The sequence below is a fragment of the Gilliamella sp. B2785 genome, from assembly GCF_026537005.1.
Taxonomy (GTDB): domain Bacteria; phylum Pseudomonadota; class Gammaproteobacteria; order Enterobacterales; family Orbaceae; genus Gilliamella; species Gilliamella apicola_E.
Genome location: NZ_JAFNNC010000001.1, coordinates 464,405 through 479,052, shown reverse-complemented (window position 1 = coordinate 479,052; position 14,648 = coordinate 464,405). Strand labels below are relative to the sequence as shown.

General features: G+C 34.5%; 10 protein-coding genes. All 10 read left to right on the top strand.

Going from position 1 to position 14,648, the window contains the following annotated elements:
• The first annotated feature begins 125 nt into the window (after positions 1–125).
• On the top strand, positions 126–1,358 hold the full coding sequence (gene sstT / locus J3U24_RS02155) for a serine/threonine transporter SstT (protein WP_267330171.1): 1,233 nt from the start codon (positions 126–128) through the stop codon (positions 1,356–1,358).
• A 181-nt stretch (positions 1,359–1,539) separates the two neighbouring features.
• Positions 1,540–2,178 carry a TetR/AcrR family transcriptional regulator gene (locus tag J3U24_RS02150; protein ID WP_267337478.1) on the top strand — a complete coding sequence of 213 codons (639 nt, stop codon included), beginning with the start codon at positions 1,540–1,542 and terminating at the stop codon, positions 2,176–2,178.
• 415 nt (positions 2,179–2,593) lie between these two features.
• Positions 2,594–7,621, top strand: a complete 5,028-nt coding sequence (locus J3U24_RS02145) for an autotransporter outer membrane beta-barrel domain-containing protein (protein ID WP_267337479.1) — start codon at positions 2,594–2,596, stop codon at positions 7,619–7,621.
• Between the two features lie 313 nt (positions 7,622–7,934).
• Positions 7,935–8,930, top strand: a complete 996-nt coding sequence (locus J3U24_RS02140) for an MDR family oxidoreductase (protein ID WP_267337480.1) — start codon at positions 7,935–7,937, stop codon at positions 8,928–8,930.
• Between the two features lie 210 nt (positions 8,931–9,140).
• Positions 9,141–9,368: a ChaB family protein gene (locus tag J3U24_RS02135; RefSeq protein ID WP_267337481.1), complete on the top strand. Its 228-nt coding sequence runs from the start codon at positions 9,141–9,143 to the stop codon at positions 9,366–9,368.
• 128 nt (positions 9,369–9,496) lie between these two features.
• Entirely contained in the window at positions 9,497–9,781 is a 285-nt protein-coding gene (locus J3U24_RS02130; RefSeq protein ID WP_065734374.1) for a YciI family protein, read from the top strand.
• A gap of 298 nt (positions 9,782–10,079) precedes the next feature.
• Complete coding sequence (locus J3U24_RS02125) at positions 10,080–10,583, top strand: RNA polymerase sigma factor (RefSeq protein WP_267346964.1); 504 nt, start codon at positions 10,080–10,082, stop codon at positions 10,581–10,583.
• Positions 10,584–10,735: 152 nt separating this feature from the next.
• On the top strand, positions 10,736–12,166 hold the full coding sequence (locus J3U24_RS02120) for a 6-phospho-beta-glucosidase (RefSeq protein WP_267330177.1): 1,431 nt from the start codon (positions 10,736–10,738) through the stop codon (positions 12,164–12,166).
• Between the two features lie 25 nt (positions 12,167–12,191).
• Positions 12,192–12,509, top strand: a complete 318-nt coding sequence (locus tag J3U24_RS02115; protein ID WP_065563107.1) for a PTS cellobiose transporter subunit IIB — start codon at positions 12,192–12,194, stop codon at positions 12,507–12,509.
• A gap of 133 nt (positions 12,510–12,642) precedes the next feature.
• The gene (locus J3U24_RS02110; protein WP_267337483.1) at positions 12,643–14,646 is read left to right on the top strand and encodes a BglG family transcription antiterminator; all 2,004 of its coding nucleotides are present in this window, start codon (positions 12,643–12,645) and stop codon (positions 14,644–14,646) included.
• The last annotated feature ends 2 nt before the right edge of the window (positions 14,647–14,648 follow it).

Sequence of the window (14,648 nt, the reverse complement as noted above, 5' to 3'; positions counted from 1 at the left end):
AAAATAATTAATCTTAATAATTAATCTAAGTCATATAAAAAATAGTTATCATAATAATTTTTTTATAGTTTTAAGATTTATTTATGGTAATGTTTTTGCATTGTTTTGTTATATAAGGAAGTTCCATGACTCATTCAACCAATCCTTTGGTGCGTTTTTATTTTAAAGTAGGGCTTATTCCTCAAATTGTTTTGGGTTTGCTCTTAGGTATAACATTAGCAGCAATTTCTAAAGACGTTGCGTTAAATATGTCTTTTATTGGCTCGCTTTTTATTAATGCCTTAAAATCAGTCGCGCCAATTTTGGTACTTATTTTAGTTATTGCGTCAATATCTAATCACCAACGTGGTAAACGCGCTAATATGGGTAAACTTTTTGCCCTATATTTTTCGGGAATGATGTTGGCCGCTTTGTTAGCAACTATTGCTAGTTTCATCTTCCCTTCTGATATTTCATTAGGTGATGCTGCTGATCAGAGTAAATTAACACCTCCAGGTAGTATTATTGAAGTATTAAAAACTCTGCTAAATAAAATGATAGACAATCCTGTTAATGCGCTTGTTAATGCTAACTATATTGGGCTCATTGTTTGGGGAGTCGGAATTGGTATTGCATTAAGACACTCAAGTGAAACAACCAAAACGATGATGAGCGATCTTTCTTTAGCAATTTCATTCATTGTAAAAATCATTATTCGTTTTGCTCCATTAGGGGTTTTTGGTTTGGTTGCTTCAACACTTGCAGAAACAGGATTTGGTGAATTACTTAAGTATGCTCATCTATTAGTTGTATTAGTGTCTTGTATGTTAATTGTGGCATTGATTATTAATCCATTATTAGCTTATATTGTAATGCGTAAAAATCCGTATCCATTGGTTTTTACCTCATTAAAAGATAGTGCTATTCCTGCTTTCTTTACTCGTAGCTCAGCAGCAAATATTCCAGTTAATATCGAAATTTGTAAAAAATTAAAAATGGATGAAGATACTTATTCTGTCGCTGTACCACTGGGCGCAGCAATTAATATGTCAGGAGCGGCAATTACTATCACTATTTTAACGTTAGCTACCGTAAATTCTTTGCATATAGACGTTGATATTCTTTCTGCAGTATTACTTTGTATTGTGACGAGTATATGTGCTTGTGGTGCATCAGGAATCGCAGGTGGTTCATTACTGCTTATTCCTGTCGCTTGTAGCATGTTTGGAATACCTAACGAAATTTCAGCTAAAGTCATTGGTATCGGTATAGCTATTGGTGTTATTCAAGATTCGGTTGAAACTGCGCTTAATTCATCAAGTGATGTTGTATTTATTGGTGCAGTATCAGAAAAAGTAAAACGTAATGAAACAAAATAGTTTTTTGATATTTAGAAATTAGTTTGTACTTACTTTAATAGCCTGATAAATAATAAATTTATCAGGCTTTTTTACAATTAAAAAGGTTTAATCACAAGGCCAATTATTGCATTTAGTGATATGACTATTTATCATAATTTAAAGCTCAATCATTGATATTCACCTAATATGTTGGAACTCTATGTCAATTAATCAAAATACTTTTGCAATAACACCTACAAGAATAGGTAATACAAAAAAAGGTAATGAGACAAGATCTGCCTTGATTCGTAGTGGAGTAGAGTTGATGACTACTTATGGGTATATTTCATCAAACATTGAAAGAATCTTAAAGCAGGTAGGAGTCCCCAAAGGTTCTTTTTATCATTACTTTAAAAGTAAGGAAGACTTTGGAATAGCAATTATAGCTAGCTATGACAGTTTTTTTACTCACAAATTAGATAAGCATTTAACCAATTCATCGATTGGTTCAGCTATTGATCGAATTTTAGCTTTTTATGAAGATGCAAAGCAAGGTATGGCAAAATATGATTTTAATCGAGGTTGCCTAATCGGTGAATTGATACAAGAAGAATCGTTATTACCGGATGGGTATGCACAAATACTTGAACAAATTTTACAAAATTGGCAAGCCAAACTTGAAAAATGCTTACTACTGGCACAACAATCTGGAGAATTAAGTTCACAAGCCAACTGCAAAGCACTTGCAGAATTTTTTTGGATTGGTTGGGAAGGTGCAGTAACTCGAAGCAAATTAATAAAAAAATCACAACCTTTAGATCTGTTTATGCAACTTTTTTTTGATAAAATCATCAATTAATATCAAAAGTTAATTTTGATTTATTTACCAATGCCGTCTTATTTTACAAACGCCATCTTATTTTACAAACACAATAACGACCATCAAAAGACACTTTGCATTATTTCGATTGCCTATCTTTAGGCAATATGATACAAATAAAAACGAATTGTCGAATTAGCTAGTTAAGCAAAAATCGATAATTTCAATAGTTAATCTTTCCACCCTGTACTTTGTGACACCTTTTATTTGTAAATAAAGCTATTTTATTTGTATTCATAAATGTCTTTAAATAATATTTTTAATTTTCAATAGGTTATTTTTTGTCTTCTTAAATGAAGGATCAGTTTTCATTTGGTTAATCTCTAACAGCATCTTCAATTAAAAGCTATATTTTACATAAATAGAATCATCTCTGATTAAGTGAGAGGAAATAATGAACAAAGTCTATAAGCTTATCTGGAATGCAGTTCGTCAAAGTTATGTTCCGACTTCGGAAAAAACTCAATCAAAAGGTAAAAGTTTTTCGGTTAATTTGCTGACAGTCGTTAGTTTAACTTCTGTGTTAACATCTAACAGCTATGCAAATGACACAGCCAACGATTTAAAAAATGACATACCTATTCAAAAGAGCATCATCAATCAATCATTAAACTTGTCATACAATGACAAATATCAACAAAATTTTATTAATCAACGTGCCGGTATCAGTCCCTTTGCTAACACAAAAATCATTACAATATCAAACGACATTGAAAACGCAAGTGATGGATACGACTTATCAACTGATACCAACACTACTGATCTCACCTTTAACCAAGCTGCTGGCTCAATAACCGGTCAAAATAGTGGTGTAAACATTTCTCACGGCGGTATTGGTTCAAGTAATATCATGCTGTCAGGTGTCATAACAGGAAAATCGGATAATGGACTTGTCGTAAAAAACACTGATACTACAAAAGATTTAAAAGTCACACAAATGGCTAACAGTACTATTCAAGGCAAAAATAATGGTATTGAAGTCGAAAATAAAGGTAATGGAACCACAACACTCACCACCTCTGGACAGGTTGTCGGTGAGCAATCTAACGGAATACAAGCTAATAATGATAAGAATTCAAAGGATCTTAAAGTTATACAACTAGTAGGTAGTATATCTGGCGGCGCCAACGGAATTTATGCAAACAATAGCGGGCTTGGATCGACAAGTGTCACAACCTCTGGCGAAGTCATTGGCGCCCACAATGAAGGAATTTACGTACATAACGATAAAACCGCCAAAGATATAAACGTTACACAAATGAAGGGCAGTAGTATCAAAGGATACTCAAATGGTGCAAGTATTATTAACGACGGTATAGGCTCAACCTTGGTTAATGCGTCTGGAAATATTGAAGGCCAAACCACAAATGGAATGTTTATCATTAACTATGAACAAACAGAAGATCTCACCGTCAATCAAATAGAAGGCACTATTCATGGTAGTACCAACGGCATTAACATGAATAATTATGGTCGTGGTTCAACACTTGTCACGACCTCTGGTAATGTTATTGGTGATCAATATGACGGGCTATTCAACACCAATGATACCAACGCTCATGATCTTACTCTCAATCAATTAGCAGGAAAAATTCAAGGTAAGAGAAATGGCATCAATATGGCGAATAATGGTAAAGGTTCAACCTATATCACCACATTAGGTGAAATTATTGGTACTGAAAATGATGGGCTCTATTCCATTAACGGCAATAGCAGTCAAAATCTAATTGTACATCAATCAGGCGGTACTGTGCATGGTAAACTTAATGGTATCAATCTTGCCAATCATGGAAACGGATCAACCACCATCAATTCCGTTGGTGATGTCATTGGCGATCAGAATGATGGTATGTATGTGGCTAATGATGCCAACACACAAGATCTAACCATTAAACAAAACAGCGGAAAAATCAATGGTAATTTAAATGGCATTAATCTTGCAAATAAAGGGAAAGGCTCAACATTTATCACAACTAAAGGAACTGTGATAGGCAACCTAAGTGATGGCATGTATGCAATTAATGAAAATACCACTCAAAACCTTATCGTAGAACAATCTGACGGTAGCATTCAAGGTAATAAGAATGGTATTAACATGGCAAATAAAGGGAACGGTTCGACCCAAATTACGACATCGGGTGAAATAATTGGTAAAAATAACGATGGTATGTATGCTTTTAATGATATCAATACGCAAAACATTACCGTCAATCAAGAACAAGGAAAAATAAACGGTAATTTAAACGGCATTAATATGGCCAATAGCGGAAAAGGCTCAACCACAATCAACACATCAGGCGAAGTGATTGGCAATCAAAATGACGGTTTATATTCAGCAAATCAATCCAATACCCAACATTTAACCATTAATCAATCCGCTGGAAGCATTAAAGGGAATAAAAATGGGATCAACATTGCAAATCATGGGAATGGATCGACCTCAATTTCAACCGCTGGCACAATAAAAGGTCAAAATAATGATGGTATGTACGCGTTAAACGGCGCGAAATCACATGATCTAACCGTTAAGCAATCATCTGGGGATATTTATGGTGAATTAAATGGTATCAATATGGCAAACAACGGGCTTGGTGACACTAACATTACTACTTTAGGATCAGTAACGGGTGCACAATACGATGGATTATATGCCGTTAACGATGTAAAAACCCAAAATATGAAGATAAATCATATAGGCGGTGACATTACAGGCAAAAAAAACGGTATCAATATTACCAACAAAGGGCAAGGTTCATCATATATAACATTAAGCGGAAATGTAACCGGTTCAACTTTTGATGCGATCGTTGCTTCAAATCATACAACTGCTCAAGATTTATCGGTCATACTCGATAATAATGCCACTATTCAAGGACAACTTAATGGTATCAATTTAGTCAATAAAGGTCATGGCTCAACCTCTATTAACATTAATGGAAGCGTCATAAGTCATTCTTTAGATGCATTAATTGTAGCAAATGACACAACAACCAAAGATTTAACCTTTTCGCTTCAAAATCATGCAAATATTCAGGGAAGTAAAAATGGTGTCAATCTGACTAACCAAGGACAGGGATCGACAACCATTACTGTTGAAGGGAACATTAAAGCAGGACACGGCGATGCGATCTCTGCCTCGAATAAAAATAATGCTCAACATCTCTATATTGATCAGAAGTCAACAAGTAGCATAACCAGCTCGGAGAATGGGATTAATGTGACTAATTTAGGTACCGGTTTTTCATCCGTTACCGTATCGGGGAAAGTCAATGGTGACAATGGATCAGGAATATTAGTGAAAAATGGCAACACATCGAGTGATCTCATCTTATCGCAAACAGCGGGTAGCATCATTGGACTAAATAGTGGGATTAATGTCACCAACAACGGGACAGGCTTTACCAGAATTGATATCGCTGGTACAGTAATTGGTAAGGGAGAAAACCAACTTAGCCGGCCTGGTGCGGGTATCTATTCATCAGGCAACGTAGGGACAAAAACCTATCTAAATCTCAATGCGGGGGCAGATGTTTCAGCCGTAATAGGCGCATCAATCAAAAATGAAATTAGTGATGCGATCATTACCCTAAATGATGGTTCAAAAGTCAGTGGACTAATTCAGCTTGGCACAGGTAATAATACGCTGACCATTCATAAAAATGCAAATGTGACCGATCTCACCATTATTGATGGTGGTAGTGATGTGACTCGTAATGCACAATCAACTTCAACCGATACACTCAATCTTTACCAAAATTTGACGGGATCATCAACAAGTACAGGACGTATTGGCGATGTTTCTGTTCTTAATTGGGAAAACATCAATGTGGGACAAGCGGTAACTTTCACATTAACCGGTGATTTAGATACACAAAACCTCAACCTAAACTCGGATGCGGTTTTAAAATTACAAAGATCATTAAATCAAGCAACGGTAAACGGTAATGTGAATAATGCAGGCACCATTACGCTTAGTAATGCAAATGCTGGGGAAAATTTAATCATCAACGGTGACTATGTCGGCAACAATGGTAAATTAATACTGGATACTGTTGTACAAGGCAGCGAAAGTGATACCGATAGATTAAATGTGAATGGTCATGTCACTGGAAAAACACAAATACAGATAAATAATGTCAATGGGATTGGGGCTGACACCACAAACACAAACGGCATTAAAATTGTGAATGTAACAGGAAGCAGCACTAATGATGCTTTCAATCTTCAAGGTGGACATTTAGAAGCCGGTGCCTACGAATATTATCTTTATAAAGGGGATCTGAATAAGCAAAACGAAAATTGGTATTTACGCTCCTATTTGAAGAAAGAATCTGAAGATCAAAATAAAGATAAAACCAATAATGATTCGACCAACAATCATCAATCGGGCAATGAAGAAAATAATAATGACTTAAACCATATTATTGGTTCAAATCATGAACAAGAAGATAAAACGAATATCAATAACCGACGCATAACCTATCGAAAACAAGTACCGCTCTATTCAGCTGTTGGTGAACAATTACGCCAAGCTGATATTATCATGCTCAGCAATCTACATCAGCGCATTGGTAATACACCAACCAACGAAGAGACAAACACGTGGGGTAGAATCATTGCTGCACGCAACGATATAAAACAAAATGGCGTATTGAATACTCACAGCAAAGGAAATCACACCGGTTTACAATTAGGTAGTGATATCTGGCAGACTAATCATTGGCGTTTTGGTGCTTATTGGGGTTATCTCTACGGTGATTTAAAAGTTAACGGGTTTGCCAGTGGTGTAAATGGACATGTTGGAAAAAATACCACGAACACGTATTTTATCGGTGCTTATGGTACATATACCCATGATGACGGAAGTTATGTCGATCTCGTCTTGCAAGCGGCTCGACATAAAGTCAATATCAAACCAAACAGTAACGCCGACAGCAAACAAAAAGGTTATGGCGGCACCGCTTCAGTCGAATTTGGTAAACCTTTTACGTTATTTGATAGTGGTTGGAAGCTAGAACCTCAAGCACAAATTATACACCAATGGCTTGATCTGGATAAAAGCCATATAAAAGGTAACACAACAGTCAAACACAGTAACAATAATGCTTGGCTATTCCGTATTGGGGGTAGAGTCGAAAACGAAGTTGACCTTGACCTAGGCACTTTACGTCCTTATGCAAGAGCAAACCTATTCTATTCGCCGAACGGAGATGATCATACACATTTTGCTACACCGAGTTACACAACATCAATCAGAAGTGGAGCTTCACACACCAGTACCGAATTGGCTATTGGTGGAAGTTTTGACATTAATAATCAATTAACCGCCTATGGCGAATTGGGTCATACTTGGTCAAATGGTGGAAATGCCCGAGTAAAAGCTCCAATCAATGGTTCAATAGGCATCAAAGCTAACTGGTAAATAGCGTAATAAACACAGACTAAACCGATATTATGTGATCTTAACAAATATCGGTTTTTTATATGAAAACAATCTTACAAATTTATGCTAGAAGAATTGACCTTAAAATTAACCACATTGATAAAAACAGTTAATACCATTTTTTACGTATCTAATAGATTGAATGATATTGATTGCAATAGACAAGACAGTTGGTCTATAATTTTTAGACCAATTGTCTAGTTACACGAAATCAGCCTGTTAACTGACTTGCTGATCGACCTATTGAGTAAATTAGCAAATCTTATACTGCCAAACGTAATAAGGAATAACCATGTCATTCAAAGCGATAGTATTAGAAAAAAATGATACTCACGGTTTTACCCATTCAATAAAAGCCGTACCTCAACAACAATTACTTGCTCAACAAGGCGACACACTAATCCAAGTCCACTATTCAAGTATCAACTATAAAGATGCGTTAGCACTGACTAACAAAAGCCCGGTTGTAAGACAATGGCCAATGATACCGGGCATTGATGGCGTGGGTAGTGTCATTGAATGTGCAAATGGTCACTATCAAAAAGGGGATATTGTCATCTTAAATGGTTGGGGATGTGGTGAAACGCACTGGGGATGTTTAGGGCAATATGCCTATTTAAAATCAGAATGGTTAATTCCATTACCGAAAAATATGACTCCTTATCAATCCATGGTGCTTGGCACGGCGGGATATACAGCGGCATTATGTGTGAAACGCATTATTGATTTTGGCGTTAAACCAGAAGATGGCAAGATTTTAGTTACGGGAGCGACAGGCGGTGTAGGTTCAGTTGCTGTCGCGTTATTGAGTAAATTAGGTTATCAGGTTGCTGCCTCCACTAGCAAAGTGGCAGATGAAGATTATCTGCATAAACTTGGTACTGTCGAAATTATTGATGGTCAATCTTTGAAAGAGCCTAATAGACCGTTACAAAAAGAGTTATGGTCTGCAGCAATCGACGTGGTTGGCTCTTATACATTAGCCAATATTTGTGCACAAACTCAATATGGTGGTATTGTTGCTTGTTGTGGTCTTGCGCAAGGTATGGATTTCCCTGCAACGGTTGCACCGTTTATTTTACGAGGAGTGACATTAGCTGGTGTGGATAGTGTGATGGCTAGTTATGATAAACGAATAGCTGCTTGGCAATTAATAGCAGAAAACATGGATGAAAAGCTGTATTCTCATATCGCCCAGACTATTGCATTAAATGAATGCATTGAAGTGGCAAATAAGATGATCGCAAGTAAAATTAAAGGTCGCTTTTTGGTTGATGTAAATAAGTAAATCAATATGCAATAAAGTGGTGTCATTTTACACACTTTATTAGTACCTAGATCTATTCAGATAAAAATTAACACAATTGATTGTGTAATAATTCTTGTATTTCCTATAATATCAGACTAAATTTACTTTTAGCTGTTTTGAAAGTAAAATTCGCAATGACTGTTTAGAATGATTAATTTTCTTTGAGTATTTTAAATAGGGGAATGTGATATGCCTTATCAAACACGAGATGACTTACCAGAATCTGTTCGACATGTTTTACCTGTCCATGCTCAAGATATTTTTAAAGAAGCATTCAATAGTGCCATAAAAGAGTATCAAGATCCTAAAAAACGACGAGACAATAGTTCACCAGAGCAAGTTGCTTTTCGTGTTGCTTGGTCAGCGGTTGAAAAGCATTATCATAAAGATGAAAACGGCAAATGGGTTGCAAAATAGTAATTTTAACGATGTATACTTTTTTTTAACATTCTCATAATAGTGTATGATTGATGCTCAATAAAAACTAGTATAATCAAAGCCAACATATATGGTTGGCTTATTATTTTTTAAATGGAGGCATTAAAATGTTTATTTTCTCTCTTACCTACTTGAAATCCATTAGTGAAGTAGAAAAATACTTACCGCAACATATCGATTATCTAGAACGTCATTATCAATCAGGGCATTTTATTGCTTCTGGTCGCAAAGTTCCTCGTACTGGTGGGGTGATTCTTTGTCGTGCAGAAAGTAAAGAACAAGCACTAGCAATAATGCAAGAAGATCCGTTTTATATTTATCAAATTGCCGAGTACGACATAATTGAATTTGTACCAACTAAATATGCCAACGGATTTGAAGCATTTATTTAATACTTACCAATTGAATATTCAAGCTTAAATATTCAATTTAGTGATATCTTCAAAATTTCATAAATATGATAGGAATTTGCTCGACTAATTGATCGTCATAATCCGCACGCAGATTTAATCAATATCTAAAATTGCAAATTTTTATGAATCCTTTTGCCACTATTCATCCTCTATATAATCAGATAAATGTTATTTAAAAGTCTTAGGAAATGATACTTTTAGCATAACAAAATTAAAAAATTCACAATAATTAAATTATATGAACCTAAAAAACGAAAAACTCATTCAAGCGGCTTGTATGGGCAATAAACAAGCTTTAGAACAACTACTTATCCTTTGCCAACCTGATATTAAAAGGTTTGCTAGGCGAACTTGTTCTTCAGCTGAAGATGTTGAAGATGCTGTGCAAATCGCTCTTTGGCTAATGTATAGAAAAATTGGCACATTGAAAACAATAGCGACTTTCGCCAGCTGGTTATTTCGAATTATTGAAAGGGAGTGTTATCGATTATTTAGAGCTAGACAATCAAGAAGTATTAATAGTGAATTTAATCTAGAAAACATCGCTATGCAAAATACAGATTTGAGTCTGCATATTGATTTAACCAATGCTATTGGTTCGTTACCATTCATCTATCGTCAAGTATTAATTTTGCGCGATATTGAAGAATATAGTGCACCCGAAGTTGCTGAAAAATTGGGTATCACTATTGAGGCAGTAAAAAGCAGATTGCATCGAGCAAGAATGATTACAAAAGAAAAGTTGGATTCAAAAACCTATCTAAATTATCTTTTAAGATAAGTTGATACTGTTCTAAATATGTCCTAATTATGTTTAGGACATTCCAGCAATGCATATCTATTTTCCTTATCAATACGGAAAATATTGGTTCGTAATTCGATTTTTTTCCTTTTATACTTAACTTGAATTCTTAATAATACAGGTGCTTGATTATGAATAATAAAGGTTTAGCAAAAGATTTTTTATGGGGAGGCGCTGTTGCTGCTCATCAATTAGAGGGTGCTTGGCAAGCTGGTGGTAAGGGTCCTAGTGTTGCCGATGTGATGACTGTTGGATCGCCTAAAAGTTATCGAAAAATTACCGAAGGAATCATTCCTGGTGAGTATTATCCTAATCACGAGGCTATCGACTTTTATCATCATTATAAAGATGATATTAAACTCTTCGCTGAAATGGGGTTTAAATGTTTTCGAACTTCGATTGCTTGGACTCGAATCTTCCCGAAAGGTGATGAGCTTGCACCAAATGAAGAAGGGTTGAAGTTTTATGATGATCTTTTCGATGAATGTTTAAAATATAATATTGAGCCGGTTGTTACCCTTTCGCACTTTGAATTACCTTATTATTTAGTTACCGAATATGGTGGCTTCCGTAATCGTAAATTAATTGATTTCTTTGTTCGCTTTGCTGAGGTCTGTTTTGATCGTTATAAAAATAAAGTGAAATATTGGATGACCTTTAATGAGATCAATAACCAAGCTAATTTTAATGAAGATTTTGCGCCTTTCACTAACTCAGGTATTTATTACAAAGCAGGTGATAACAGAGAAGAAATCATGTATCAAGCTGCACATTATGAATTAGTTGCAAGCGCAAAAGCGGTGCAAATAGGTCATGCTATCAATCCTGATTTTCAAATTGGTTGTATGATTGCCGTTGTGCCAATCTATCCGGAAACCTGTAAACCAGGTGATATCTTAATGGCTCAAAAAGTCATGGAGCGTAAGTATTTCTTTACTGATGTTCATGTTCATGGTCAATATCCTAATCATATTATCAAATACTGGCAACGCAAAGGCTTTAAATTAGACGTGACAAGCCAAGATCTCGAAGTATTAGAAAACGGTACAGTCGATTACATTGGTTTTAGTTATTACATGTCTAATGCGATTAGAAAAAAATCAGATAACTATGAATATAATGAAAAAACCGATTTAATTGGTAATCAATACGTTAAAAAATCTGATTGGGGTTGGCAGATCGATCCGGAAGGTTTGCGCTACACATTAAATTGGCTAACTGATATGTATCATTTACCGCTTTTCATTGTGGAAAATGGATTTGGTGCATATGATAAAGTTGAAGCTGATGGAAGTATTCATGATAGTTATCGTATTGAATATCTACGAGAACATATTAAACAAATGAAGTTAGCGGTTGAAGAAGATGGTGTAGATTTGATGGGATATACTCCATGGGGTTGTATTGATTTAGTGTCAGCTGGAACTGGTGAAATGGAAAAACGTTACGGCTTTATTTATGTTGATAAAGATAATAAAGGTAATGGAACCTTAAAACGTAGCCGTAAAGATTCATTTGCTTGGTATAAAAAAGTCATTGAGTCAAATGGTGAAACCTTATAACGATTTAAATTCATTAGGAGAAGTTATGAAAAAAGCGTTAATTATTTGTGCAGCGGGTATGTCATCATCGCTTATGGCCAAAAAGGTAACTGAATTTTTTGCTAGTAAAAATGTACCTATTGAACTTGATGCGGTATCTGCAACTGAAGGTAGTAATAAAATTAAAAATAGTGATTTTTCACTGTTTTTAATTAGTCCGCAAACCATGATGATGTTTGATAAATTAAAAGCATTAGGTGATGAAGTGGGTAAACCTGTTGTGAGTATTCCTTTTCAGGCTTATATTCCAATTCAATCTGGTATTGAACAACTAGCTAAATTAGTTGAGGACAATATTAATTAAATTTAGGCAAATCTGAGTTCTACCGTTCTTGATGCGATTGTTTAGTTTAATAATCGCATCATTGAAGTAGCTTATATTTTAATGACTTGATCTTTTAGGATAATTCTCATTAATAGTTAAGGTATAGTAGATAATGATAAAACAAAAACAACGAGAACTTATTAGTTTATTAATTCGTTCTAAAAATGGATTTAAAAGTAGTCAAGAACTCGCGGAGGAATTATCGTTATCAGATCGTACTGTACGTACCTATCTTAAAGATTTAAAAACATTAATAGAACGCAATGGCGGTAATATTGTTAGTAAACAAGGCTATGGTTTTCAACTTGAAATATTAGATCGAACTGCATTTAATTTATTTTTGATTGAATATCATTTATTAGATAAAAATATTGAGAAATCCCAATGCCGGGAAGCAAGTGAACGAAAGCACTATATCCTTAATTTATTATTACTTGAAAGCCAAAAAATTGATGTTGAAGCATTATCTGAACAGCTATTTATTAGCTCATCCCAATTGAATAAAGATATTACGGAAATTAAGTCCCAATTACAACCTTATGAACTCACGCTTAAAAAAAGCCATTCTTTAATTTATGTTGTTGGTGAAGAAAAAGCTAAACGTCATTTTATTATGAGTTACTTTTTTCATGAGGATTCAATCAATTTTTTACACCATTTATCCTATTTTAATCAAGCATGTGAAGCAATTAGCTTTGATACCTTAACTATCATTATTTTAGATGAGTGTCGTGAAGCGAATATCAAATTATCTGATGTAATGATTCAAAATATAGTCCTACATTTGTCATTAAGTATTAAACGTTTGCAGTCGGGGCTTACAATCCAAAATCTTGATTTACTTGTTTCAGCTGATTCAGCTATTGAATATCAAGTTGCTAATCGAATCATCGCTCGTATTGAATCGATAATTGGTTTTCATTTTCCTAAAGAAGAGCAAATGTACCTTACGCTACATTTGATGAGTAAATCAAATTTAATCCAAGACGATCTTGATGAAGAACTTGGCGCTTTATTAACTAATTTACTTTTAAAAATTGAACAAGAAACAGGCTATCCTTTTTGGCATGATGAACAGTTGAAAAATGGGTTAATTCAGCATTTAAAACCAATGCTTGTGCGTTTAGCACAGAATATAAAATTAGAAAATCCTCTAATAGATGAAATTAAAAGCCAATATGGTGAAGTTTTTGGGTTAGTTAAACATTATTTCAATCAACTACCCAATTTAAATAAATATGACGTCATTGATGATGAGTGGGGATATTTAGCACTTCATTTTTTAGCATCACTGGAAAAATTAAAAAATGAACAGAAAGCTAAAGTATTAATTATCTGCGCAACGGGGCTTGGTAGTGCACAATTACTTAAAAATCGAGTAGAAAGTGAATTTGATGAGCGAGTAAAAATTATAGCAACACGTGGTTATTATGAAATAGAACAAGGGATGTTAAATGATATCGATTTTATTATTTCTTCTGTCGATTTATCATCCAAAGTATTTAAAGTACCAGTATTTCATGTCTCTGTATTTTTTTGTGAGGAAGATGTTCAAGCAATTCGCCGATATCTTTCTCATAGACAAACCCCCAATTCATTACCCAAAAATTTCTTACCAATTGATGATAAAAAACAGAATCATTCAAAATATATAGCTCAAGTATTTGATGAAATTGCTGCTGATTATTTTTACTTGTGTCCCAATAAACCATCTAAACAAGCCGTGTTGGATCATTTGCTTGATTTATTATCTATCAATGAATCAAAGAACTTTAAGCAAGAGATGAAAAAACAGATGGAAAAAAGGATGGCGTTAGGTGAAATAATCTTTAGTCCAACCATAGTGGTTCCTCATCCAGCTATTCCAGTAGGTAAGATAGCCAAAATAGCGATTGCTGTTATTCCTCAAGGTATGAGTTGGGATATAAATTATCAAGATGTTAAGTTTATTTTTATGATTTCTCCATCAATATACCAAAATTCCAACTTAGCTATGATGACCAAAGCGATTGTCAATTTAATTGATGATTTAGCTATGCAAGATGCAATGTTAAAAATTACCGATTTTAATCAATTCAAATCTTACTTTATCCAATTAATTGAAAAAGGAGCGTAGCA

What these genes read in the sequence shown, in the direction of transcription:
- J3U24_RS02125 (WP_267346964.1), top strand. Translation starts at nt 10,080, where the DNA reads ATGGGCAATAAACAAGCTTTAGAACAACTACTTATCCTTTGCCAACCT.
- J3U24_RS02140 (WP_267337480.1), top strand. Translation starts at nt 7,935, where the DNA reads ATGTCATTCAAAGCGATAGTATTAGAAAAAAATGATACTCACGGTTTT.
- J3U24_RS02120 (WP_267330177.1), top strand. Translation starts at nt 10,736, where the DNA reads ATGAATAATAAAGGTTTAGCAAAAGATTTTTTATGGGGAGGCGCTGTT.
- J3U24_RS02115 (WP_065563107.1), top strand. Translation starts at nt 12,192, where the DNA reads ATGAAAAAAGCGTTAATTATTTGTGCAGCGGGTATGTCATCATCGCTT.
- J3U24_RS02130 (WP_065734374.1), top strand. Translation starts at nt 9,497, where the DNA reads ATGTTTATTTTCTCTCTTACCTACTTGAAATCCATTAGTGAAGTAGAA.
- J3U24_RS02150 (WP_267337478.1), top strand. Translation starts at nt 1,540, where the DNA reads ATGTCAATTAATCAAAATACTTTTGCAATAACACCTACAAGAATAGGT.
- J3U24_RS02145 (WP_267337479.1), top strand. Translation starts at nt 2,594, where the DNA reads ATGAACAAAGTCTATAAGCTTATCTGGAATGCAGTTCGTCAAAGTTAT.
- sstT (WP_267330171.1), top strand. Translation starts at nt 126, where the DNA reads ATGACTCATTCAACCAATCCTTTGGTGCGTTTTTATTTTAAAGTAGGG.
- J3U24_RS02110 (WP_267337483.1), top strand. Translation starts at nt 12,643, where the DNA reads ATGATAAAACAAAAACAACGAGAACTTATTAGTTTATTAATTCGTTCT.
- J3U24_RS02135 (WP_267337481.1), top strand. Translation starts at nt 9,141, where the DNA reads ATGCCTTATCAAACACGAGATGACTTACCAGAATCTGTTCGACATGTT.